The organism is Streptomyces sp. NPDC111744, from assembly GCF_055634995.1.
Map to the genome: position 1 here is coordinate 345,472 of NZ_JBVKCG010000004.1, position 22,605 is coordinate 368,076.

19 protein-coding genes and 2 pseudogenes are annotated in these 22,605 nt (G+C 72.5%); 12 read left to right on the plus strand and 9 right to left on the minus strand.

Annotated features, from left to right (window positions below):
- Positions 1–10: 10 nt before the first annotated feature.
- The gene (locus ACZ7OO_RS11775; RefSeq protein WP_471503912.1) at positions 11–835 is read right to left on the minus strand and encodes an alpha/beta fold hydrolase; all 825 of its coding nucleotides are present in this window, start codon (positions 833–835) and stop codon (positions 11–13) included.
- Positions 836–915: 80 nt separating this feature from the next.
- Between ACZ7OO_RS11775 and ACZ7OO_RS11780 the strand changes: the two genes are divergently transcribed.
- Positions 916–2,241 (plus strand): aminotransferase-like domain-containing protein, encoded by a 1,326-nt coding sequence (locus ACZ7OO_RS11780; RefSeq protein WP_471503914.1) that lies wholly within the window; start codon positions 916–918, stop codon positions 2,239–2,241.
- Between the two features lie 129 nt (positions 2,242–2,370).
- On the opposite strand, the gene ACZ7OO_RS11785 is transcribed toward ACZ7OO_RS11780, so the two are convergent.
- Positions 2,371–3,345 (minus strand): hypothetical protein, encoded by a 975-nt coding sequence (locus tag ACZ7OO_RS11785; RefSeq protein WP_471503916.1) that lies wholly within the window; start codon positions 3,343–3,345, stop codon positions 2,371–2,373.
- 353 nt (positions 3,346–3,698) lie between these two features.
- Positions 3,699–4,139, minus strand: a complete 441-nt coding sequence (locus ACZ7OO_RS11790; RefSeq protein ID WP_471503918.1) for a hypothetical protein — start codon at positions 4,137–4,139, stop codon at positions 3,699–3,701.
- A gap of 96 nt (positions 4,140–4,235) precedes the next feature.
- On the opposite strand from ACZ7OO_RS11790, the gene ACZ7OO_RS11795 reads away from it, so the two are divergent.
- Both ACZ7OO_RS11795 and ACZ7OO_RS11800 read left to right on the plus strand, forming a co-directional pair.
- Positions 4,236–5,414, plus strand: coding sequence for a PP2C family protein-serine/threonine phosphatase (locus ACZ7OO_RS11795; RefSeq protein WP_471503920.1), 1,179 nt, complete (start codon positions 4,236–4,238; stop codon positions 5,412–5,414).
- Positions 5,415–6,071: 657 nt separating this feature from the next.
- A complete protein-coding gene (locus ACZ7OO_RS11800; RefSeq protein WP_471503921.1) occupies positions 6,072–7,127 on the plus strand; it encodes a hypothetical protein in 1,056 nt (351 codons plus the stop codon).
- A gap of 10 nt (positions 7,128–7,137) precedes the next feature.
- On the opposite strand, the gene ACZ7OO_RS11805 is transcribed toward ACZ7OO_RS11800, so the two are convergent.
- Complete coding sequence (locus tag ACZ7OO_RS11805) at positions 7,138–9,111, minus strand: Ig-like domain repeat protein (RefSeq protein WP_471503923.1); 1,974 nt, start codon at positions 9,109–9,111, stop codon at positions 7,138–7,140.
- 631 nt (positions 9,112–9,742) lie between these two features.
- On the minus strand, positions 9,743–9,865 hold the full coding sequence (locus tag ACZ7OO_RS11810; RefSeq protein ID WP_471503925.1) for a hypothetical protein: 123 nt from the start codon (positions 9,863–9,865) through the stop codon (positions 9,743–9,745).
- Between the two features lie 196 nt (positions 9,866–10,061).
- On the opposite strand from ACZ7OO_RS11810, the gene ACZ7OO_RS11815 reads away from it, so the two are divergent.
- The 3 genes and pseudogenes from ACZ7OO_RS11815 to ACZ7OO_RS11825 form a co-directional block, all read left to right on the plus strand.
- Positions 10,062–11,405 (plus strand): helix-turn-helix domain-containing protein, encoded by a 1,344-nt coding sequence (locus tag ACZ7OO_RS11815; protein WP_471503927.1) that lies wholly within the window; start codon positions 10,062–10,064, stop codon positions 11,403–11,405.
- A gap of 146 nt (positions 11,406–11,551) precedes the next feature.
- Positions 11,552–11,929, plus strand: a pseudogene (locus tag ACZ7OO_RS11820) (permease); the annotation flags it as partial.
- Positions 11,929–12,216 (plus strand): annotated as a pseudogene (locus ACZ7OO_RS11825) (IS982 family transposase); the annotation flags it as partial. The pseudogenes ACZ7OO_RS11820 and ACZ7OO_RS11825, both read left to right, overlap by 1 nt.
- A 19-nt stretch (positions 12,217–12,235) precedes the next feature.
- On the opposite strand, the gene ACZ7OO_RS11830 reads toward ACZ7OO_RS11825, so the two are convergent.
- Positions 12,236–12,997: a hypothetical protein gene (locus tag ACZ7OO_RS11830; RefSeq protein WP_471503929.1), complete on the minus strand. Its 762-nt coding sequence runs from the start codon at positions 12,995–12,997 to the stop codon at positions 12,236–12,238.
- 407 nt (positions 12,998–13,404) lie between these two features.
- Here ACZ7OO_RS11830 and ACZ7OO_RS11835 point away from each other — a divergent pair, with 407 nt between their 5' ends.
- Both ACZ7OO_RS11835 and thrS read left to right on the plus strand, forming a co-directional pair.
- Positions 13,405–13,713 (plus strand): hypothetical protein, encoded by a 309-nt coding sequence (locus ACZ7OO_RS11835; RefSeq protein ID WP_471503931.1) that lies wholly within the window; start codon positions 13,405–13,407, stop codon positions 13,711–13,713.
- A gap of 293 nt (positions 13,714–14,006) precedes the next feature.
- Positions 14,007–15,224, plus strand: a complete 1,218-nt coding sequence (thrS, locus tag ACZ7OO_RS11840) for a threonine--tRNA ligase (RefSeq protein ID WP_471503933.1) — start codon at positions 14,007–14,009, stop codon at positions 15,222–15,224.
- Between the two features lie 24 nt (positions 15,225–15,248).
- Here thrS and ACZ7OO_RS11845 read toward each other — a convergent pair whose 3' ends face one another.
- Positions 15,249–15,821: a TetR/AcrR family transcriptional regulator gene (locus ACZ7OO_RS11845; protein ID WP_471503935.1), complete on the minus strand. Its 573-nt coding sequence runs from the start codon at positions 15,819–15,821 to the stop codon at positions 15,249–15,251.
- Positions 15,822–15,916: 95 nt separating this feature from the next.
- Between ACZ7OO_RS11845 and ACZ7OO_RS11850 the strand changes: the two genes are divergently transcribed.
- Positions 15,917–16,804: an SDR family oxidoreductase gene (locus ACZ7OO_RS11850; RefSeq protein ID WP_471503937.1), complete on the plus strand. Its 888-nt coding sequence runs from the start codon at positions 15,917–15,919 to the stop codon at positions 16,802–16,804.
- A 288-nt stretch (positions 16,805–17,092) separates the two neighbouring features.
- On the opposite strand, the gene ACZ7OO_RS11855 is transcribed toward ACZ7OO_RS11850, so the two are convergent.
- Positions 17,093–18,031: an LAETG motif-containing sortase-dependent surface protein gene (locus tag ACZ7OO_RS11855; protein ID WP_471503939.1), complete on the minus strand. Its 939-nt coding sequence runs from the start codon at positions 18,029–18,031 to the stop codon at positions 17,093–17,095.
- Between the two features lie 279 nt (positions 18,032–18,310).
- Here ACZ7OO_RS11855 and ACZ7OO_RS11860 point away from each other — a divergent pair, with 279 nt between their 5' ends.
- Positions 18,311–19,957, plus strand: coding sequence for a glycoside hydrolase family 13 protein (locus ACZ7OO_RS11860; RefSeq protein ID WP_471503940.1), 1,647 nt, complete (start codon positions 18,311–18,313; stop codon positions 19,955–19,957).
- Between the two features lie 4 nt (positions 19,958–19,961).
- Here ACZ7OO_RS11860 and ACZ7OO_RS11865 read toward each other — a convergent pair whose 3' ends face one another.
- Positions 19,962–20,747, minus strand: a complete 786-nt coding sequence (locus ACZ7OO_RS11865) for a DUF4142 domain-containing protein (RefSeq protein ID WP_471504260.1) — start codon at positions 20,745–20,747, stop codon at positions 19,962–19,964.
- 249 nt (positions 20,748–20,996) lie between these two features.
- On the opposite strand from ACZ7OO_RS11865, the gene ACZ7OO_RS11870 reads away from it, so the two are divergent.
- Positions 20,997–21,713, plus strand: coding sequence for a DUF6445 family protein (locus tag ACZ7OO_RS11870; RefSeq protein WP_471503942.1), 717 nt, complete (start codon positions 20,997–20,999; stop codon positions 21,711–21,713).
- Positions 21,714–21,851: 138 nt separating this feature from the next.
- Positions 21,852–22,592: a DUF4232 domain-containing protein gene (locus ACZ7OO_RS11875; RefSeq protein ID WP_471503944.1), complete on the plus strand. Its 741-nt coding sequence runs from the start codon at positions 21,852–21,854 to the stop codon at positions 22,590–22,592.
- Positions 22,593–22,605 lie beyond the last annotated feature (13 nt).

The window sequence follows — 22,605 nt, forward strand, 5'->3', positions numbered from 1 at the left end:
CCGGCCGAGATTACGGTCCTTCGTCCACCCGCGCCAGGAAATCCACCCGCGCCAGGAAATCCACCCGCGCCAGGAACTCCCCCAGCGCCCGGTTGAACTCCTCCGGCCGTTCCAGGTTGGGCATATGGGCGGCCGCGTCGATGATCCGGAGGGTGGCGTCGGGGAGGAGGGCGTGCATGGCCTCGGCGTCGGAGACGAGGGTGTACTCGTCGTCGGTGCCGACCACTACCAGCGCCGGGACCGTCACCTGCGTCAGCAGAGGGCGGTAGTCGGGGCGTTCGGCCCGGCCGCGCAGGGCCGCCGCCGCGCCCTCGGGGTCGGTGGCCGTCATCATGCGGTGCACGTGGGCCTTCACCTCCGGGCGGGCGTAGGGGGCGACCATCTTCTCCAGGACCTCGTCGGCATAGCCCCGCATGCCCTCGCGCAGCAGCCGGTCGGCCATGGCGTTGCGGGCCCGCCTGCCCTCCGGTGTCTCCGGGGTGGGGAACGTGTCGGCCAGGACCAGGCCCCGGACGCGGTCGGCGCCGAACCGGTCGTAGCACTCCATCGCGATCTGGCCGCCCATCGACAGGCCCGCGAGCACGCAGGTCTCCACGCCCAGGGCGTCGAGGAGCTCCTCCAGGTCCGCCGCGAAGCGGGAGAGCGGGGTGCGGCCGGGGGTGACCGGGGAGGCTCCGTAGCCGCGCAGGTCGGGGGCGATGACCCGGCGGGAGGCGGCGAAGGCGGTGCGCTGGGGGTGCCACATCGTGCGGTCGAAGGGGTGGCCGTGGATGAGCAGCAAGGGGGTGCGCGAGGTTTGGGGGTCATTGTCATCGTATGCGAGGAAGGGGGGCATGTGAACGACCCTAGGTGTCGTCAACTCCTCGGTGCAATAAGATCTTTGCTCTCGGTGCAATGCTGACGGGGGGACGGGCCTTGGACGACTTTCGGGGGATCGCCGACCGGATCGCGCTGGACATCGCGCGGGGGCGGCTGCGGGCCGGGCAACGGCTTCCACCGCAGCGGGCGTTCGCGAGGCGGCACGGCATCGCTGCCTCCACCGCCGGGCGGGTGTACGCCGAACTCGTGCGGCGCGGGCTGGTGGTGGGCGAGGTCGGGCGTGGGACCTTCGTCCGGGCCACCGAGGTCACCCCGCAGGGGAGGGCGCTGACCGAGGACGGCACCGCCCGCGTCAATCTGGAGCTCAACTACCCCTCCACACCCGGGCAGTCGGAGCTGCTGGCCCCCGCGCTCGCGCCCCTGCTCCGGCCCGACGCGCTCGCCGACGCACTGCGCACCGGCGCCGCCGACGGCACCCCGCGGGCCCGGGAGGCCGTCGCCGCGCTGCTAGCCACCGACGACTGGCGGCCCGACCCCGGTCGCGTCCTCTTCACCGGCAACGCCCGGCAGGCCATCGCCGCCGTCCTGGCCTCGCTGGTACGGCCGGGCGGCCGGCTCGGGGTGGAGCCGCTGACGTATCCGCTGGTCAAGGAGGTCGCGGCCCGGCTCTCCGTCACGCTCGTCCCGGTGGCGACGGACGAACAGGGGCCGGTCGTCGAGTCCGTGCGCGCCGCGCACCGGTCCGCCCCGCTCTCCGCCCTCTATCTCCAGCCGACCCTGCACAATCCGACGTCCCTGACCGTCCCGACCGAACGGCGGCGCCAACTGGCCAGTTTTGTGGGTGACTTGGGGCTGCCGGTCGTGGAGGACCGGGTCTGGTCGTTTCTGCACACCGGCACCGAGCCGCCGCTCGCCGCGCTCGCGCCCGGCCTCGTCCATGTCGTCGACTCGCTCTCCAAGCGGGTCGCGCCCGGCCTCGCCGTCGGGTTCGTCGTCGTACCGCAGGACCGCGTGGACGCGGTGGCGGCCGCCGTACGGTCCGGGGGGTGGGGGCCGGGGGCGTTCGCGCTGGAGGCGGCCGTGCGGTGGATCGGGGACGGCACCGTGGCGCGGCTCGTCGCGGCCAAGCGGGAGCAGGCCGGGCGGCGGCAGGGGCTGGTCCGCGAGCTGCTCGACGGGTTCGCCGTGCGGGCCGACCCGTGCGGGTACTTCGCCTGGTGGGAGCTGCCCGCGCCCTGGCGGCCGGACGGCTTCACGGCGGCCGCGGCGGCGCACGGGATCGGGATCACGCCGGGTACCGCCTTCCGCGTCGACCCGAAGCGGACACCGGACGCGGTACGGCTCGCGCTCGCCTCGACGGCCGAGCCCGAGCTGGTGGGGGCGCTGCGCACGCTCGCGGAACTCGCGGCGCGGCGCCCCTGACGGGGGTCAGTCCAGCAGGCCTGGGCTCCTCGGCTCACGTCGGCCGCCGGTGTTCCGTACCGGTGGCCGTCGTTCCGCCACGGTGCCCGGCCGGGGCGCCCACCGCGTGTCCGCGGGAGAAGCGGCCGGTTACGTGATGGGCATGTTCTGACCGGCAGGCTGGGAATCCGCCCTGAGAGAGGCGGAATCGGGTGTGCCGGTGGCCGGTTTCCGCTCCTCGTCCGGACGCCGGCGGATGTGTCCGCCGAGCCACGCAGGCACGGCCACCGCCAGGCCCAGGGCCAGCAGCAGCCAGGAGACCGTGCGCAGGGTGGACGTCAGGGCGTCGTAGACGGCGGCCGCGGCCGGGTGCGGGACGTCGGGCGGCAGACCGGCCAGGGTGAGATGACGGCCGACGGTGAGAGCGAGAAGCAGCAGGCCACCGCCGAGCGCCGTGCCCAGCGCGGTCGCCATGACCGCACGGCGGCGGTGGACGGCGAGGACGATACCGCAGACCGCGAAGACGACGGCCGCGACCGGAAGCCAGAGTCCGGCGACCTCGAGCACGTGGAACCCCTTCCGGAGCTTGTCCAGTTCCGCCGCCGGAAGGACCGTGACGGCCGTGTGCTGGACCGGGATACGGGCCGCGAGCGGCACATGGTCCTGGGTGAGCTGGTCCTTGACCTGGGCGGTGACCGGGGCGAGGTCGACGGTCACGGCCTGCTCGCCCTCGTCCTCGTCCTGGAGCGCGCGCAGGATCGCGTCATGGGCGGCCCGGTTGCCCGCGTCCCAGGCCAGCCGGAACGCCCGGGTCTGGGTGAAGGAGCGGACCGCCTCGCGCACGAAGGGCGCCATCGTGCCCTGCATCGGCCGGCCGACGTCCACCTCGCGCATGATGCCCTCGCCGACGGTGTCCGCCACCGCGTCCCGGACGTCCGGATCGTCGGCCAGCGGCGCCATCGAACTGACGTACTGTCCGGTGTCCGCCAGCCCGTACGCCGCCCAGGCCGCCAGCGCGCCGAACGGCAGCAGCAGACAGCTCAGCGCGATCAGCAGGGCCGACAGGGCGTTCCGGAGACGTACGGCCCGGGTGGGCCCTACGGGCCGCGCGGGCCCTGTGGGCACTGAGGGCACGCTTCCAGGCAAGCCCCTGAGGACCGGTCAGGCGACCGGTGTGACTGCATCCGGGGCACGGCGGGGCGTCAAGTCGAGCCGAACGGACGATACGACGGCCACGGGCGGGCGGCCGGGTGCCGGAAACCCTTGGGGCGCCGCGCTCCGGTGGAGGGCTGACCCGAATGGGTGTTTCCTGGTGCTGCGGAGACCTCCTCCCCGGCGGAGCGGCCGGAGGGGCTTCGCAGGGATGTCGCCGGGCGCCTTCGGCGGCCCGGCGACCGGTGAGGGGAAAAGGGGAACGCGTGGGCCCCGGCCCTGTCGGCCGGGGCCCACGCGTATGCCGGTGCGGTCACCGGATGCGGTCATCGGACGCGATGCCCGACCTCGTCCTCGTGCGTGTAGAACCGGTAGAACATCACGATGAAGGTCACCGCCGCGACCGCCAGGGACATACCGACTGAGCGCAGGACCGACTCTCCGCTCTGGCTGTACAGGAAGCCGAAGGCGAACCCCATGAACGCCGTCCACATCAGCGCGTGCACCTCCCGCCGCAGCCGCGGGCCGATCGTCAGCACGCCGAACAGCACCAGCGCGAAGACGATCGCGGTCACGAAGCCGAACAGCAGGTTCCAGCCGGTGATGGACCCGCCGCTGCGCCGGTTCGAGGCCGCCCAGTAGCCGTAGATCAGACCGGTGACGACCGGGAAGGCCAGTCTGCCCATGAGGTGGGTCTGCGGGCTGAAGATGTCGGGCGGACGGACGTCCCGACGCGTGCCGCCGGACGTGGGTGCCGCTTGAGCCATGAGAGTGCTCCTCTCTCCTCGCCCCCAGGTTCCAGAGCACACCTGCGGGTACCCCCTGGCAAGTCGGCCGTACGAACCGTGCGCAGCGGCCACGACATGCGTCGCGTCCCGGCGCGTGTTTCCCTGACTGTCGTGACCGACCACCCGGCCCCGCGGCGGTGGCAGGATCCGCTGAGCCGGAAGCCCCTGCAGTGGGCCCGGGGCCGGAGTTTCTCCTGGGCGGCGCCGCTGCTCCTGCTGGCCGGGATCACGACGGTCGACCTCAACACCACGGAGCGGTTCCGGATCATCTCCTGGATCGTGCTGGTCCCCGGGATCGCGGCGGCGATCTGCGGGGTCTGGACGACGGCCGTGTTCGCGGTGCTGTCGGTCTTCGACTACATCGCCGTGGACAGCGCCTGGCCGCAGCAGTACCAGGCCGGGCTGCCCGACTTCATGCTGGTCGCCTTCGCCGGGCTGCTGGCGATCCTCGCCTGTGCGGTCCGTACGAGCGGCGAGCGGCGGATGCTGCACATGCGGGACATCGCCGAGACGACCCGCCGTACCGTGCTGCGTCCGCTGCCGCCGGGGTGGGCGGGACTGGACCACGCGGCGGTCTATCTCGCCGCCGACACCGAGGCCCGGGTCGGCGGCGACTTCTACGACATCCAGCCGGGCCCGCACGGCACCCGGGTGCTGGTCGGTGACGTGCAGGGAAAGGGGCTGGGCGCGGTGGAGACGGCGGCCGCGCTGCTGGGCACGTTCCGTGAGGCGGGCTATCACGAGAAGGACCTGGCGACGGTGGCCGGCCGGCTGGAGACCCGGATGCTCCGCCACCGGGGGCACACGGTGGCCCTGGGCCATGACGACGGCGACCGCTTCGCGACGGCGGTGCTGCTGGGCTTTCTTCCAAACGAGCCGGACGCGGTGGAGATGGTCAACTTCGGCCACGAGGCGCCGCTGGCGGTGGGACCGGCGGGGGTACGGGCGTTGCCGCAGAGCGAGGGGCTTCCCCTGGGCATGGCCGAGTTGGCGACGGGATCCGGCCCTCCGCCGACCCTCACCGTCATCCTCGCCCCGGACGAGACCCTCCTCGTCACCACGGACGGCGTGACCGAGGCGAGGAACGGGGACGGCGAGTTCTACGCACTGCCCGAGGAGGCTTCCCGGGCCGGCACCTCCGACCCGGCCCTTCTGGTCGCCTACGTCCGCGACGGCGTACTGCGCCACAGCCGGGGCCACCTCTCCGACGACACCACGATCTTCGCGGTACGCCGCACCCACACGCCCCGATAGAGCCACGGGCCCGCGTACGGCATACGACTACCGCCGCGGGGCGCGCCCAGCCGCGACGGCGCGGCAGCGCGCAGCGGGCGGCGGGCGCGGGGGCGGTGGTGCGGTTGGTGGGGCGGCGGGCGCGGGGGCGGTGGTGCGGTTGGTGGGGCGGCGGGCGCTGGGGCGGTGGGGCGGTGGGGTGATGGCGGGGCGGCGGGGCGGCCGGGCGCTGGGGCGGTGGGGTGATGGCGGGGCGGCGGGGCGGCGGGGCGCTGGGGCGGTGGGGTGGTGGCGGGGCGGCGGGCGCGGCGGGCGCGGCGGGCGCGGCGGCGGACGCGGGGACGGTGGGGTGGCCCTGGGGCGGCGACAGTGGGTGCCGGACGGTCCGGTGCCGGCTTCCGGCGGCGGGACCGACGTCGTCGCGGTGGGGGCGGGGGCGGGTGATGGGTGTGGGCGGCCGACGGGGGTGCCAGGAGATCACGGGGGCCACCTGAGGTCAGGGCGGACGGTGGTGGCCGGCAAGAGGACCGTGGGCACAGGTCCAGGACCGGTCGTGCTCTCTCGCACCCCGGGAACACCCCCAACCCACCCCAAACCTCTCCCGCACCCTCCGCTTTGCAGGCGCAGCGGTTAACGTGCTGACACGTAAGTGGACCTGGGGAACAAAGGGGAGGGCCGATGCCCGGAACCGTGCTGCTGCTCGCGGCCTCGCCGACAGGCAGAGCGTGTCTGGTGGACGCGGCCTCCGTGCTCTCCGTGCTCGCGGCCGTACCCCCGGCGATACTCTCCGGCACCGACACCGCCAACGTCGTCGAACTCGCCGACCCCCTGGAGCCGCAGGCCGTCCTCACCCGGTTGCGGGCCGCCGCGGCCGCCCCCGGCCCGCTGACCGTGTTCGTCACGGGCCAGCTGCATCTGGACCGCAAGCAGCGGTTGCCGCATCTCGCGCTGGCCAGGTCTACGCCCGCCACCGTCCGCTACACCGGCCTGCCCTGGCACTGGATCCGGGAGGAGCTGCGGCTGCGGCCGGCCGGGGCGACCACGCTCGTCCTCGATCTGCACGCCGACCACGAGACCTGGGAACGGCTGCGTACCGTGCCCCTGGACTCCGGGCGCAACAACGCCGTGCACGGGCGTATCGCACCGCCGCCGGCCCGGCGGGAGGTCGCGTCGCCGTCGTACATGAAGGCCGTGGCGACCGTGCTGCGCAGTGGACACCGGCCGTCGATGGCGCACCTGCACCAGCAGGTGCTCGCGCGGCTCGGCGCCGAGGTCGCGAACAGCATTCTGCTCAGCACCCACACCCCGGACGGCGGGGATCCGCACGACGCCATCAGCGCGGCCGCGCGCGGCGGACGGTACGCGGAGGCCGACGGGCTCGCCGCCCGCTGGGAGGAGGCCGCCGCACGGGCGCACGGCCCGGCCTCCGAGGAGGCCCTGCACTGGTCCGAAGTGCGGGCGGATCTGGCGATGTTCGCCGGGGACCCGGTGCGCAGCTGCCGTACCTGGCTGACCGTCGCACACGCCCGGCTGGCCGCCGGGCAGCCGGCCGACGCACCGGCCGTCGAGGCGGCCGTCGACCGGGCCCACCACCAGTGGGGGGCCATCAAGGACACGGCGCGGGCCCGTGAACTCGGGCCCGCGCTCGCAGAGTTGAGACTCAGGGTGCCGGGCCGCCGGGAAGGTGCCCTGGACCATGTCCAGCAGCACCTTCGCCAGCTTCAGACCAGCTGAGTCACCCGTACTAGCTCGTGAAGGTGAAGTACTTCCACGCGCCGTAGGTCGTGGAGTTGACGGTGTCGCCGGACGTGCCGTTGATGTAGTCGGAGCGGACGCGGAAGCGCCAGCCGACGTCCTCCTTGTGGTTGCCGGTCACCTCGACCTGGGAGACGCCGCTGGTGGCGAGCTTGAAGTACTGCGAGTCGTCCGCGTACCACTTGCCCTGGTAGTAGACCTGGAAGTCGAACCGCTGCGAACGGCCGCTGTAGTAGGCCATCCTGGTCGTGAACAGCGGGTTCTTGGCCTTGTGGAAGACGTAGTACTTCTGGCCCCACGCGGTCTTCGTCCTGTACTGGCGGTCGACCGTCATGGAGATGGCGACCTTCGCGCCCACCGAGCTGGACACCGACCGCGGGGCCCAGCGGGCGTCGCCCTTGAACGTCGCGGTGACCTTGGTGTCACGCTTGAGGCCCAGGGTGACGGACAGGTTGCCGTGGGAGTCGACCTTGCCGGACTTGACCAGCTTGTTGGGCTTGTCCGAGCCGAACGGGTCGGCCCAGATCTCCACCGTGCGGTTCTTGTACGTCGTACCGAGATGGGCCGTGAACTTCACGCCCTGCCCGTACGAGTACACCTTGCCGTTGTTGTTCAGCGTCAGCGTCGGCTTGGCTCGGGAGACGTCCACGGTGTCCTTGCCGGAGGCGGCCGTGTGCTCGGCGTCGCCCGCGTAGGAGACCTGGTACGTCACCTTGCCGCCGGCCGACGGGGTGTCCGTGAAGGAGTAGGTGCCGTCGGCCTTGACGGTGACGGCGGGCAGCGCCTTGCCGTTCGGGGACTCCAGGTCGGTGCGGGTGACCGCGAGCTGGGTGCCGGCCGGGAGCGCGGCCGTCGAGGTGGCCGTGCCGGTGACGGTGAGCTGCTTGGCGCGGGTCGCCGTCGCCGGGGCGTTCACCGTGACGGTGGTGGCCGCCCGGCCCGGGGTGTCGTACTCGCGCAGGGAGTACACGTCCGCGCTGTTGGAGGTCACCGCGAACAGGCGGGAGCCGTCCGGCGTCCAGGCCAGACCGCCGTCGGCGAGGGTGTCGGCGCCGCTGGACGTGCCCGTGTTGGGGAAGTCGTACGTACGCACGGCCTCGCTGCTGCCCGGGTGGAAGATGTAGACGTCCGGGTCGTACCAGGCGAAGCTGCCGCCCGCGACCGTGCCGTCGGGCGCGATCGCGACCGCGTTCGGGTAGGCGGTGCTGGTGTACTTGCCGTCCTCGTTGAGGTCGGACGTCCTGTACACCTGGTGGTAGTAGGGCGCCCCGCTGGCCACCACGACGTCCTTGCCGTCGGGGGTGACCTGGAGGTCGTTGAGGTTGCTGCCGTCGGTGCGGATGTGGGCCAGCTGGGTGGCGGTGCCCGACGAGACGTCGTACGAGGTCAGCGAGGCGGGGCTCAGGTCGCGGTCGCCGGCGACCAGGGTGTCGGTGCCCGGTGCCGCGTCCAGGACGGGCGCCGAATACCAGCTGCTGTCCTGGCCGAGGGTGACCTGGTGGTCGCCGGTCAGGTCGACCGAGCCGATGTTGCCCTCGGCGTCACCGCCGTAGCCGAACCACAGCTTGCCGGCCGCGAGGGCGATGCTCCGCGGCTTGTCGCCGACCGTGTAGCGGGTGGTCTCGGTGTCCGTCGCGGTGTCGATGACGGCGACGGCGTCCATGTCCCGTACGGCCGCGTAGAGGGTGGCCGAGTCGGCGGACAGTTCCAGGCCGGTGACGCCCGAGAGGTTGGTGGTGAGCTGCTTGAGCACATTGCCCGAGTAGTCGGTGACGACGATCTTGCCGTTGCTCGGGTCGCTGACGAAGACCTGCTGGTGGGCGCCGTCGACGACGATGTCACCGGTCGACCTGATCGGCAGCAGGCCGCTGGTGTCGGCGAAGGCCGGTGTGGTGGCGGCCAGGGCCGCGGAGCTGAAGAGGACCGCCAGGGTGGTGGCGGCCGTGACGGTGCGGGTGCGCATACGCACGCTGATTCGAACCCCCCGGATCGAATGAAGTGGGCGCCATGGAACGCGGCCCACGTGTGTGCGTCCGCTGTGAGCCGCGTGTGGCGGATGTGATGAAGACTAAGTCATGCCACTGACAGTCAGCACCGGGGATTTCTGGACGGGAAGCGGCCCCCGAGGGCCTGGGGGAGGGGTGGCGTCGCCGGCCGCGGCAGGTGGCCCGTGCCGGACGACGATGCACTCCCACACGGGCCGGCATCCTGCGCAACGTGTTCCCGGCCCCGCTGGACGGCGCCACCCCGGAGGGCGTGACCGCCCTCGCCCTCAGCCCCGACGGCCGCCCCCTGGCGGTCGGCGGCTCGGCGGGCGGCCTGCAACTGGGGGACGTGACCACCCAGCAGCCCCTGGGCAGCCCCCTGACCACCCCCGGCGAGGCGCCGTCGACTCCCTCGCCTTCGGCCCGGACGGCGGGACGCTGTACGCGGGCAGCGCCCACGTCCCGCCCCAGCGGTACGACATCGACGCCGGGCACGCCGTCGAGACCGTGTGCGCCCGGGCGGGCGGCACCGGGCCGGCGCGGGAGCTGTGGCGGACGTACCTGCCCGACGTCCCGTAGCGGACGGTGTGTTCGGGCAGGTGGGATGCGTCAGCGCGGTGCGTTTCCGGCCGTGGCCGGCGCGGTGTGACGGGAGCCGTCGACCGCCGCTCTGGCCGGGCCCGCGTTGGCGGCCGTGATGAGCGCGGCCACGGCGATCACGGCGGCTGCCACACTACGGGCGGTGGGGTTCCCCCCGACCGAGCGAAGCCGGGAGTGGGGGAGTGCGGTGGGGCGTGCGGATGTGCGTCCGGGCACGGCGACCTCGCAACGACAGGGGCGGGTTAAGCGTGTTTAATTCGCCGTTTAACCTAGGGGCTGCCGTGGCTCAACGGCAAGGGGCCCAGGGCGAGTTGGGGGGAGTGACAGAATGCAGGAACGGGATGATCCGGAGACCATCGGGCGGCGGGTGCAGCAGCTGCGCACCGAACGGGGGCTGACCCAGAGACAGCTGGCCGAACCGGCCTACTCACCGGCCTACATCTCCACGCTGGAGGCGGGGCGGGTGCGGGCCTCCGACGAGGCGCTGCGGCACATCGCCGGGCGGCTGGGCGTCGGCTACGACGAGCTGGCCAGCGGGCGCCCCGCCCACCTCGCCACCGACCTCAGGCTGCGGCTCACCGAGGCACGGCGCACCCTGGCCACCGGCGCGGCCGAGGAGGCCGCCGCCCAGTACGCCGCCCTCTTCGAGGAGGCGGAGGCGCACGGGCTGGCGGTCGAGCAGGCCACCGCGCTGCTCGGGATGGGCGAGTGCGCCCTGGACACCGGTGAGCTGGGCCGGGCCAGGGAGTTCTTCGAGCGGGCCGAGCTGTGGACGGCCGACGAGCCGCTGCCGGTGCGCGTCCCGGCGATCCGCGGCCGGGCCGTCAGCCACTATCTGGCCGGTGAACTCCGTTACGCCGTCTACCTGCTGGAGACCACGCTCGACGAACTGAACCGGGGCGGGCTGCACGATCCGGACGCGCTTCTGCTGCTGTACGCCTCCGCCATCGGCCCGTACATGGACATGGGCGCCCATGCCCGCGCCGCCCAGGCCGCCGAACTCGCCCTCGCCCTCGCCCCGCAGGCCGGCGACCCCGCGCTGATCGCCCGGATGCACCGCTCCGTCGCCCGCACCCTGCTCGCCGAGGGCCGCGTTGCCGAGGCCGACGCCTCCCTGGCCAAGGCCGCCGAGCTGTACCGCCAGCTCCAGCTCCGCACCGAACTCGCCAACTGCCACTGGATGCGCGGCTACGTCTACGCCCAGAACGGCGAACTGGAGTCTGCGGAGGGGGAGTTGCGTGAGGCCCTGGCGATGCTGTCGGAGACCCGGGCGGCCCTGTACCGCAGCCAGGCGGCCGTCGAGCTGGCCGACGTACTGCACCGCCGGGACAAGTCCGACGAGGCCGCCGCGCTGCTGCACGACGTACTGGGCGACTTCTCCTCCGAGCGCGGCGCGGTCCACGCGGCCGCCGCGCACCGTCTGCTCGGAATCATCGCCGAGGACGCCCGGGAGACGGAGGCGGCCGAGGAGCACTACGTCCGCGCTCTGAGCCTGCTGGAGCGGGCGGGCGCGGCCGGCGACCTGGCCGACCTGTGCCGGCTGCTGGGGGACCTGCTGCGCCGCACCGGCCGGGTGGAGGCGGCCCTGGACGCGTACCGCACGGGCCTCGGCCACCGTACGGCCCCCGGCACCACGACCCTGGGCCCGGCTCCGGCACAGCCGCCGCTGTAGGGGACGCCATCGGCGGTCAGGTGGTAGCGCCCCGGTAGGGGCGCGGGGAACTGCGCGACCAGCCCCCACCCGCCCGCAGCCGAGACACAGGCTTCTCTCTGTCAACTGACCCCCACCCCACAGCCACCCTCGGTAGCGTCCCGGGCGTGCACAACCAACGGACGGCAACCGACGCCCTGCGCCTCCTCATCCGCGCCCTCGTCCACGCCGTCCTGGGCGGCACCGCCCTTCTGGCCATCGCAACCGTCGCCTCGGTCCTGGGCCCCACCCTCGCCCTCGACCTCTACACCCCGCCGGTCGCCGCCTGGTGGACGGTGTTCACGGCGGTAGCCGTGCAGGGCGTCCCCTTCCTCCTCCTCGGCACCGTCGTCTCCGCGGCGATCGGCGCCTTCGTCCCGGAGCGCGTCTTCACCCGACTCCTCCCCCGCAACCAGGCCCTCGCCGTTCCCGTGGCGGGGGCCGCGGGCGTGATACTGCCGGGCTGCGAGTGCGCGTCCGTCCCCGTCGCCGGCAGCCTGATGCGGAGTTCGAAGCCGATCTGGCCTTCCGGGGCGCGGAGTTGCTGCGTCCTTCTTTCAAGCGCGAGAAGAAGCGCGGGGGCGAGAGCCTCCTGAAGTCGGTGCGACAGCTGATCGAGTCGGTCAACGACACCCTCAAAGGCCAGCTCGACCTGGAACAGCACGGTGGCCGGACCTTCGAAGGTGTCGCCGTCCGCGTCGCCCAACGCATCCTCGCGATGGCCGCCGCGATCTGGCACAACCACAAGACCGGCCAGCCCGTCATACGATCCTTGATCGCTTATGACCACTGATCACATCGGAATGACTCGTCTAGGCCTGCGCGTGCCCCTGTTCCCGTACCTGGGACAGCCGTTGGACGCCGACATCGAGGGCCTGACGGGTGGCGTCCGGCGGCAGGATGCCGAGGGCGCCGGCGGTGAGGACGACCGCGTCGTCGCCGACCCGGACGACGACGATGTCGACAGTGAGGGTGGTGGGGTCGTCGTCCGGGGAGGGCTGCGCGGTGAGGGCGACCCGCAACCCCTGCCGTGCGTCGCCGAGGTCCGTCAGCCCGGAGTCGGCGACCTGGACGGTCTCGGTCCCGGCCGCGGTCGTCTGCGCCGAGAACTGCCCGCAGGTGCCGGGCAGCGCCCGCAGCCAGGCCAGGGTCCGGTTCACGTCGGCGGCGCGGCTCGCGTAGACCTGGTAGCGGAGCTGGGCGTTGTCGTCGCCGTCGTCGAGAGTGGTGACGGCGTGCGGGCCGGCCGGTTGGAGCAGTTCGTCGGCGTACAGGGCGTCGAGGAGGCGCTGGCAGTCGGGTTGCCCGGTGACGGCCTTGAGCAGGCCGTCGTGCCAGGTGGCGGTGCCGCTGCTCGCCGTCCACGGCACCCCCAGGTCGGCCTCGCCGATCAGCGCGGACTGGGCCTGCTCGGGGGTGAGCGCCGGGGGGCCGGGCGAGGCGGCCGGGGCGGCGCGCTCGGCGGCGGCCGCCGGGGAGGCTTCGGGAGCGGACGCTCCCGGCGGACGCCCGGCCGCACATGCGGAGAGGGCGAGCAGGCCGACCACGGCAAGACCGGAGACGGTGACTCTCATGGCGGGGCCTCCCGGGGACAGGAGCGGTGGGACGCGTGAGATCACGCCATCACCACTGACGCCGACGTACCACTGCTCCCGTCCGTCCGGGTGAGGGCCCCCGTTCGCCCTGGTGGAGGGGGGAGCCCTCCCCGTGCGCGCGCGTGACGCCGACACGCCAGGCGTCGGTTCCCGGTTCAACGTTTTTTGGTTACATGAGGTGCCTTTGGCGGCGAGTCGGACTTAATGGGGCATTCAGGGCGTGAACATGCATGTGTCCGACCCAGGCAGGCGCATTGGGCGCCTGCTGTGAAAGGAGCACGGAATGCGGGTTTCCCGTTTTGCCGCCGCGTTGGGCGTCGCGGCCGCCATCCTGGTGGGCGGCGCCACCGGCGCCAGCGCCGCCGCCTCGCCTTCGGCGGTATCTCATGCCACGCACGACCGTGGTCACCACCGCGGTGACGACCACAGGCCCGGCGACCGTGACGGCCGCGGGGGTCACGGCCGCGACGACCGTGACGGCCGCGGGGGTCACGACCGTGACGGCCGCTGGGGCCACGGCCGCGACGACCGTGACGGCCGCTGGGGTCACGACCGTGACGGCCGCGACGACCGTGACGGCCGTGACGGCCGTGACGGCCGCGGGGGTCACGGCCGCGACGACCGTGACGGCCGCGGGGGCCACGACCGCGACGACCGTGATGGCCGCTGGGGCCACGGCCGCTAGGACCACCTGACCGTCCTTGGGGGTGCTCTTCCGCTGTTGGGGAGGGCACCCCTTCTCGACGAGTTCGGTTCGAGCTTGCTCCGAGTGCTGCGGGCGTCCGGTGCTGGAAATCCCTTCGCCGGCCGTCCGGTCGTGTTGTTACCGTCGACGGCATGAAGCGCGCCCTGCCGTGTCCGTCCTGCACGACGACGCCGGAGATCGTCCCGGCGCGCTGACATCTGACCTGTCCGAAGCCCCGGGGTGAACGCCCCGGGGCTTTGTCGTGTCGCGGGTCGTTCGCCTCTCTGACGGAGGAGATCCGCCATGCACGACCACCGCCGACTCGGCCGTGAACTCGCCCTGTTCGACACCGATCCGATGATGGGGGCGGGTCTGCCCTACTGGCTGCCTGACGGGGCGGTCGTACGGCACACCCTGGAGGAGTACGTCCGGGACGTGGAACGCCGGGCCGGGTACCGGCATGTGTACTCGCCCGTTCTCGGCAAACGGGAGCTGTACGAGATCTCAGGGCACTGGGCGCACTACCGCGAGGACATGTACCCGGCCATGCGGGTGGGGGCGGAGGAGGTGGTGCTGCGGCCGAGTCTGTGTCCGCATCACGCGCTGATCTATCGGTCCCGTGCGCGTAGTTACCGGGATCTGCCGTTGCGGATCGCCGAGTTGGGCGCCATGTACCGGGCCGAGATGTCCGGTGTCCTCGGCGGGCTCACCCGGGTGCGTGCCATCCAGCTCAACGACGCGCACATCTTCTGCACCCTGGACCAGGCCGTCGAAGAGGCGCGTGCCGCATTGGAGTTGATCGGGCGCGCCTACGCCGATCTCGGGATCAGCGCCGTACGGCATCGGCTGTCGCTGCCCGGCGAGGGCGGAAAGTACGTCGCCGACCCGGAGTTGTGGCGGCGGGCCACCGTGTTGCTGCGGGAGGTGCTGGACGGGGCGGGCGTGGCGTACGAGGAGGCAGAGGGGGAGGCCGCGTTCTACGGGCCGAAGATCGACGTACAGATCGCGGACCCGGTGGGACGGGAGTCGACCCTGTCGACCGTGCAGATCGACTTCCACCAGCCGGAGCGGTTCGATCTGCGGTATGTCGGGGCGGACGGCGCCAGGCACCGGCCGGTGATGGTGCACCGGAGTGTGATCGGGAGTGTGGAGCGGGCCGTCGCGCATCTCCTTGAGGCGCACGGCGGGGCCTTCCCGGCCTGGCTGGCGCCGGTGCAGCTCCTTGTCCTGCCGGTCGCCGAGGCGCAGCTGGCGCGGGCGGAGGCGCTGGCCGCGGCGGCGGTCGCGGGCGGGCTGCGGGCCGAGGTCGCCGGTCCCGGGCAGGGGAGCCTGGGGGCGCGGGTGCGCGACGGCAGGGTGGTGCCGTACCAGGCGGTGATCGGCGAGCGGGAGGCCGCGGCGGGGCTGGCGGCGCTGCGGCTGCGGGACGGGCGGCGAGTGGGTGCGTTGCCGGTGGCGGAGCTGGTGCGGCGGATCGAGGAGCGGGTGGCGGGGCGTGGGGCCGGCCTCTGGGACGAGTGAGGGGGGCGAGTGACGGGGCCGCCGTCAGGTGAGGGCGGCCGCTGCCTTGCGGAGTTCGGTGAGGGAGTCGCGGGCCAGGGTGGGGAGGGGGCGGTCGTTCTCCGGGACGATCCACTGGGCGAAGGCCATGGAGAACGCGCGCATGCCCAGGTCGGCGGCGAGGCCCGCGGCCGGGTCGGGGACCCCGCGCCGGCGGAGGGCGTCGGTCAGGGTCGCCGCGAGGTTGAGCTCCTTGAAGGCCAGGCGCTCCCGCAGCTCGCTGTGGCCGGCGATGACCGCGCTGAGGCGGGGGCCGAACTCGCGCTGCTCGGGGGTGAAGGACGCGGTCAGGGCGTCCAGGGCCGCGGCGACCGCCTCCAGCGGGGTCGAAGAGGCCGGTGCGGCCTCGACGCCCTCCGCGAGGAGGCGGCCGTGCACCTCCTGCCCCGCGAACAGCACCTCGCGCTTGTCCGGGAAGTGCCGGAAGAAGGTCGTCTTGGTCAGTCCGGCCCGCTCGGCGATCTGGGCGACGGTGGTGCTGTCGTAGCCCTGCTCGCCGAACAGGTCGATTGCGGCCTGCACGAGTCGCTGTCGCGCGTTCGGTTCCCATCGAGCCATGGGGACACCTTAAGTGATGTGACTCGGTACCGTCACGGTGCTACGGTGACGGTACCGAGTCACATCACCTTCTTCTCGTTCTCGGGAGAGCTGTCATGCGTGTCTTCGTCACCGGCGCCAGCGGTCACATCGCCTCCGCCGTCATCCCCGAACTGCTCCGGTCCGGACATGAGGTCGTCGGCCTCGCCCGGTCCGACAACTCCGCCGCCACCGTGACGGCACTGGGCGCCGAGGTGCGCCGCGGTGACCTCACGGACCTGGACGGACTGCGGGCGGCCGCCCGCGACGCCGACGCCGTCGTCCATCTCGCCTTCGACCACGCCGCCATGGCCGCCGGGGACATGCCCGGCGCCGCGGCCACCGACCTGGAGGTGACGCGGGCGTTCGGCGAGGTGCTCGCCGGTACCGGCAAGGCCCTCGTGGGCATCGGCATGGGGCTGGAGGGCAACGAACACATCGAAAAGACGGTCAGCGCCAATCCCCGGTCCGCCACGCGGCGGCTGCTCGGTGAACTCACCGACCAGGGCGTGCGTACCGTGGTCGTCGGGATCCCGCCGGTCGTGCACAGCACGCGCGACCGGAGCGGGTTTCTGCCGATGCTGATCCGTATCGCCCGGACCACGGGCCTCTCCGGCTACCCCGGCGACGGCGGGAACCGGTGGCCCGCCGTGCACACGCTGGACCTCGCCCGGCTCTACCGGCTGGCGCTGGAGAAGGCACCGGCGGGAGCGCAGCTGCACGCGGCGGCCGAAGAGGGCGTCGTGGTGCGGGAGATCGCCGAGGTGATCGGTGGCCGCCTGGGGCTGCCGGTCGAGAGCGTTCCGGCTGATCGGCTCGCCGAGCACTTCGGGTTCTTCGGTGCGTTCGTGACGATGGATGTGCCGGTGAGCAGTGCGCGGACACGGGAGTTGCTGGGGTGGGAGCCGGTTGAGGCGGGGCTGATCGCCGATCTTGAGGAGGGGCACTACTTCAAGAACGAGTGATTCGGGGCGAGAAGCGGTGGAGCGGTGCGGCGCCGTTGTGGCTGGTTGCGCCCACGCGGCGGAACCGCACGTCGATACAGCCCCGCGCCCCTCGGGTTGGCTGTCGTGCCGCTTGTCGGGGCGGCTCCCGGCGTCCCTGAGGCCGGCTGCTGTGCCGTTCGCTGGAGTGTTCGGGTCGGCGCACAGGGCAACCGCAGGGCGAAGGCAACCGGCTGAGCCGCATCCGTGCACGTACGCCCCAGCCGTCCAAGGCGGCTGGGGCGTACTTCTGTGCGGGACCTCGGGTTGTCAGGCGCGGTTCGTCTTCCGGCGCCGCGTGGCGACGACGATCGCCGCGCCGCCGGCCAGCAGTACGGCCGCGCCGCCGGCGATGAGCGGGGTGCTGGAGTCGGCGCCGGTGTGGGCGAGGTCGCCGCCACCGCCGGAGTTCGTGCTCGGGGCCGGCGCGGGTGCCGTCGTCGACTCGGAGGCGGAGGCCGACGGGGTGCCCGTGCCGGTCGACTCGCTCTGCGACGGCGACGGGGTCTTCGCGGGCGGCGGGGTGGTCTCCTCGGCCGGGGTCGACTCCGAGGCGGAGGGCGACGGGGACGGGGAGGAGGACTCGCCGGTCGCGCAGTCCTTCGTACCGCCGTTCCAGGATGCGATCAGCTTGTCCTTGATGACCGCGTGGTCCGGGCCGGCCGGCAGGTCACCGTGCTCGAAGCCGTCGTTCGCGTCCGACTTGCCGTCGAACTTGACCGCGCCCCGGTAGAGGTCGATCTGCGCGAAGCAGCCGGCGTCCGGGACCGCGATGTCCAGGGAGTCGGTCTGGCCCTGCTTGACCGTCACCGAGTCGAAGTCGACGAAGACCTGTTGGCCCGAGGTGGCGAAGGTGGCGCCGTGGGCGAGGTAGGAGGCGAGCGAGGCGGTGCAGCTGGTGGCGTCGGCGGCGGCGCGGACCTTGATGTGGACCTTGCCGTCGTCGGTGACCTTCAGGTTCTGGTCGTCGACCTTCACCGAGTCGAAGAAGTTCGAGCCGTCGAGCGAGAACTGGCACTTGTCGGTGCCGGTCTCCGTACCGGCTCCGGTGCCGGGGCTGTAGTGGCCGCCGGACTTCCAGCCGTCACCGCCCGGGCTGCCGTGCGCGAAGGCGCCGGACGCCCCGGCGACGGAGGCGGCACACAGGGCGAATGACGCGAGGCCCGTCCCCAGCAGGCGACGCGCGGTGACATGACTGGTTATGGACATGGATATCCCATCGTGGATGTCGCGAGGCGAGCAGCGGAGGCTGCGGAGGCTGCGGAAAAGCGAAGAACACCGGGCCCATTGGTCACATGCGCCACAGTGTGCGCCCATGGTCGTGTGACGCGCCGAAGCCTGTCAACCTGCCCGGAATCAAGGAAGGTTCGGGGCTCATCACAACTCCCTCACACAGGGAATGATCCGCTCCGGCCGGTGAGAAGGTTCGCTTTCTCGGCAATCCGACAGACTTGTTCTCGGTTTCCCTCCCGAGTGAAAGGAACGCGCGTGGTCGACCTCTCCTCCCGGGACCCCGCCTGGTGGCGCCAGGCCGTGATCTACCAGGTGTATCCGCGCAGCTTCGCCGACGCGGACGGCGACGGGCTCGGTGACATCCGGGGCGTCACCGAACGGCTGTCGCATCTGGGCACGCTCGGCGTGGACGCCCTGTGGCTCAGCCCGTTCTACCCGTCCGAACTCGCCGACGGCGGCTACGACGTCGCCGACTACCGGGACGTCGACCCGCGACTGGGCACCCTGGACGACTTCGACGCGATGGTCGCCGAGGCACACCGGCTGGGTCTGAAGGTGATCGTCGACGTCGTCCCCAACCACACCTCGCATCTGCACCCCTGGTTCCAGGAGGCCCTGTCGGCGGGCCCCGGTTCGGCGGCCCGCGACCGCTATGTCTTCCGGGCGGGCCGCGGCGAGCACGGTGAACTCCCGCCCTCCGACTGGCAGTCGGTGTTCGGTGGCAGCGCCTGGCACCGGGTCCCGGACGGCGAGTGGTACCTGCATCTCTTCGCCCCCGAGCAGCCCGATCTGAACTGGGCGCACGAGGAGGTCCGCGCCGACTTCCGCACCACCCTGCGCTTCTGGTCCGACCGGGGTGTCGACGGCTTCCGTGTCGACGTGGCGCACGCCCTGGTGAAGGACCTCGCCGAGCCGCTGCGGGACGTGGCGGAGTTCGGCCCGACCGGCGAGGAGGCGCTGGAGCGGGTATCGCCCGGCACGCACCCCTACTGGGACCGCGACGAGGTGCACGAGATCTTCCGGGACTGGCGCAAGATCTTCGACGCCTACAGCCCGCCCCGCACGGCCGTCGCCGAGGCCTGGGTGCCCGGCGCCCGCCGCGCCCTGTACGCCCGCCCGGACGAACTCGGCCAGGCCTTCAACTTCGAGTACCTCCAGACCCCCTGGGACGCGGACGCCCTCCGTGAGGTCATCACCGGCTCGCTCGCCACCGCCCGCGCGGCCGGCGCCTCCGCCACCTGGGTGCTCTCCAACCACGACGTCGTACGGCACGCCTCCCGGCTGATGCTGCCGCCGGGCACGGACGAGAACGCCTGGCTGCTGTCCGGCGGCCGGGCGCCGGAGATCGATGCTTCCCATGGCCTCCGCCGGGCCCGCGCCGCCACCCTGCTGATGCTGGCGCTGCCCGGATCGTCGTATGTCTACCAGGGCGAGGAACTCGGACTGCCCGAGGTCGCCGACCTGCCCCCGGCCGTTCTCCAGGACCCGATCTGGGAACAGACGGGCCATACCCGCAAGGGCCGCGACGGCTGCCGGGTGCCGCTGCCGTGGACGGCGGACGGACCGTCGTACGGCTTCGGGGCCGGCGGCGCCTGGCTGCCGCAGCCGCAGTCGTTCGCGTCGTACGCCGTCGAGAGGCAGGCCGGTACGGCGGGCTCCACCCTGGAGCTCTACCGCACCGCGCTGCGGCTGCGCCGCAAGCTGCTCGAGGGCGAGACGCTGACCTGGGCCGAGGCGCCCGAGGGAGTGCTGCACTTCGCCCGGTCGGAGAGCTGGCGGTGCGTCACGAACGTGTCGGCCGCACCGGTGCCGCTGCCGCCGGGCGAAGTGCTGCTGGCCAGCGTGCCGCTGCCGCTGGACGGCACGCTGCCGCCCGACACCACGGTGTGGCTGGGCGCCTGACGACTCAGCCGACAGTGGGGCTGGGGGTCGGGGAGACGCCGGTGGCATTGCCATCGGCGTTGCCGGTGCCGACGCCGGCACCGCTGCCCGTGAAGCCGTTCTCGCCCGGCAGTGCCGGCGGGCTGGTCGTGCTGTTGACCGGCGGGGTGAGGACGACCTGCGGCTGGCCCGCGTCCGGAGGCGGCGGGGTCAGGTCGGTGGAGGGGAGCTTCGGCGGGGTCGTCTCCTGGAAGAGGACCGACGGGAAGTCGACCAGTCCGGTCTGCTCCATCACCGTGATGTGGTCCAGGACCGTGGCGTTGGCCTGGTCGGCCAGGATCCGCACCAGGGTGTTCTGGGTGGTGGAGCGGATCTTGGCGATCGTGTTGAAGATCGACCCGTGCGTGATCCGCAGGATGTTGGCGAAGTCCGTGTCGAACTTCTTGCCGCTGTCCACGGTCAGCGTGTTGACGAACCCCTGCTGCTGCGGAGAGGGCAGGTTCGGGATGGTGATGTTGAGCATGGGCGCGATCTTGCGGCAGCTGGCGTCCAGCGCCGCGTGGCCGTCGATCAGGTGCTTGCTCGCGGTGATGACCGCCTGGCTCTGGCCCTTCTTCAGGCCGAGCTGGCCCACGGGGTACTCCCACAGCCCGGCCGCGCGCACCTTCACCACGAAGTCACGGTCGCCTTCGGTCAGGGGCCCCCACTGGGTGTTGGCGATCACGCGGGTGGTGTCGCTGGAGACGGTGTTCAGGCCCAGCATGCTCGGGTAGGCCAGGGCCGCGAGGGTCAGGCTGAGGGCTCCGCCCACAAAGAGAGTTCCCGTCGCGTTCCGCGAAAAGCGCACCGGTGCCTCCTGCCGGTCAGGGGTCCCGCGCAGGGGCGGGGTCGGACGCCGGTGAATACGGATGGAGGGAGCACCGGAAACCTTTTGGTTTGGCAAAGAACTTGTGAGGTCCCGCTCTGCCGGGGCGTCGACTTCCCATGTCTTGCCCACGGGAAGGTGATGACTTCCCCTTGTAGGTGTGGCCATGACAAAGTCGCAGGCTAGCTTCGCCGTATGCCCCCACAGCCACCATCCCCGCGCGTTCCCCGCGGCGCCGCTCCCGGCCGGGGTCCCGCCGCGCTGCCCGTACTGCCCTACCGCAAGCCCACCAAGGGACGCGACTACTGGGTGTTCGACGACGTCCTGCCGGACGTGGACGCCGTACGGGAGCGCTGCCTGGCCAAGGACGACTGGGTCCAGGGATACCCGTACACCTCGGAGACCTGGCCCGGACTGCGCACCATGCCGGGCCTCGAACCCGCCGAACTCGCCGTGGTGGAAGGCCTGGTGAAGCAGGCGACCGGCGCCGGGAAACTGTGGGTGCAGCAGGCGCCCGGCGGCGGCACCCTCAACCACAACTGTGTCCAGGTCGTCGGCGAGGGCGAGAGCGAGCCGCGCCCGCACACCGACTCACGGGCGCTGTGCCGGTACGCGGCGGTGCTGTATCTCAACCCCGGTGTCGCCAAGGACTGCGGCACGGCCTTCTACCGCCAGTCCCTGCCCGGCGGCCGGCTCGGCGGCAACATCGTCCAGGCCCCGCACAACAACCTGGTCGAGGCGCTGGGGACGCGGTTCGTCCCGGGCGACCACTTCGAGGAGGACGTCCGCGTCCCGCACAGGTACAACCGGCTGCTCCTCTACAACGCCAACCTCGTGCACAGCGCCACCGGGTATGCCGGCAAGACGCTGGAGGAGAAGCGGATGACCGCGGTGTTCTTCTGGATGGCGTGAGCGGCCGCCTTTGTAACGGCGGCGGTGACACGAACACGACCGGCCCGTGACGGCAGGCCCCGAACTTCCCTGCTGGGTGCCGCATCGTATGGGGTGTCCGGCAGAGAGCCGGGGAGATCACCACCGCTGGGGGACCCCATGTCGAACCGTCGCAGCAACCTCCGCAAGTCCGCCGCCGTCCTGACCGGCGCCGCCGCGCTGATGGCCCTGCTGACCGCGTGCAACGGTACCGCGACCGGCTCGGTCAACTCCGACGGCGGTACGGCGGCTCCGGCCGCCGGCGACTCCACGGCCGGTGACTCCACCGGCGGCTCCGGCTCGGGGAGCAGCGGGGGCGGGAGCACGTCGGGCTCGTCCACCTCCGGCGGCTCGTCCACCTCCGGCGGCTCGTCCGCGTCCGGCAGTTCCTCCACCGGCGGTTCCACCTCGGGCGGTTCGTCCTCGGGCGGTTCCTCGACCTCCGGCGGCTCGGTGGCCGCCTGCCAGGCCTCCGGGCTCGGCTACTCCTGGCTGGACACCGGCAGCGGCGGCGGCGACCAGAGGCACGCCGTCGTGGCGCTCACCAACAAGAGCGGCCACACCTGCACGATCTACGGCTTCCCCGGCGTCGACCTGGTCAACAGCGGTCAGCAGTGGTCGCTCCAGCGCACCGACGCCGGCCCGAAGCGGGTCTCCCTGGCGAACGGCGCGTCCGCCAACTTCACGATCACCTACCTGGCCGCGAAGCAGGGCGACTCCACCGCGTTCACGCCGACCACGGTCGTCATCACCGCGCCGAACCAGCGCACGTCGTACGACCTGCCCTGGCGCGGCGGCGCCGTCGTCCTCCAGGACGGCGCGACCCACCCGGGGACGTACGTCGGCCCGGTCGGCGAGTGACGACCGGGGTCGC

Excerpts from the sequence above, each read along its gene's own strand:
- ACZ7OO_RS11815 (WP_471503927.1), top strand. The coding sequence starts at position 10,062 with ATGCAGGAACGGGATGATCCGGAGACCATCGGGCGGCGGGTGCAGCAG.
- ACZ7OO_RS11790 (WP_471503918.1), bottom strand. The coding sequence starts at position 4,139 with ATGGCTCAAGCGGCACCCACGTCCGGCGGCACGCGTCGGGACGTCCGT.
- ACZ7OO_RS11870 (WP_471503942.1), top strand. The coding sequence starts at position 20,997 with ATGCCCCCACAGCCACCATCCCCGCGCGTTCCCCGCGGCGCCGCTCCC.
- ACZ7OO_RS11850 (WP_471503937.1), top strand. The coding sequence starts at position 15,917 with ATGCGTGTCTTCGTCACCGGCGCCAGCGGTCACATCGCCTCCGCCGTC.
- ACZ7OO_RS11835 (WP_471503931.1), top strand. The coding sequence starts at position 13,405 with ATGCCACGCACGACCGTGGTCACCACCGCGGTGACGACCACAGGCCCG.
- ACZ7OO_RS11830 (WP_471503929.1), bottom strand. The coding sequence starts at position 12,997 with ATGAGAGTCACCGTCTCCGGTCTTGCCGTGGTCGGCCTGCTCGCCCTC.
- ACZ7OO_RS11795 (WP_471503920.1), top strand. The coding sequence starts at position 4,236 with ATGCGTCGCGTCCCGGCGCGTGTTTCCCTGACTGTCGTGACCGACCAC.
- ACZ7OO_RS11775 (WP_471503912.1), bottom strand. The coding sequence starts at position 835 with ATGCCCCCCTTCCTCGCATACGATGACAATGACCCCCAAACCTCGCGC.
- ACZ7OO_RS11845 (WP_471503935.1), bottom strand. The coding sequence starts at position 15,821 with ATGGCTCGATGGGAACCGAACGCGCGACAGCGACTCGTGCAGGCCGCA.
- ACZ7OO_RS11855 (WP_471503939.1), bottom strand. The coding sequence starts at position 18,031 with ATGTCCATAACCAGTCATGTCACCGCGCGTCGCCTGCTGGGGACGGGC.
- ACZ7OO_RS11800 (WP_471503921.1), top strand. The coding sequence starts at position 6,072 with ATGCCCGGAACCGTGCTGCTGCTCGCGGCCTCGCCGACAGGCAGAGCG.
- thrS (WP_471503933.1), top strand. The coding sequence starts at position 14,007 with ATGCACGACCACCGCCGACTCGGCCGTGAACTCGCCCTGTTCGACACC.
- ACZ7OO_RS11875 (WP_471503944.1), top strand. The coding sequence starts at position 21,852 with ATGTCGAACCGTCGCAGCAACCTCCGCAAGTCCGCCGCCGTCCTGACC.
- ACZ7OO_RS11805 (WP_471503923.1), bottom strand. The coding sequence starts at position 9,111 with ATGCGCACCCGCACCGTCACGGCCGCCACCACCCTGGCGGTCCTCTTC.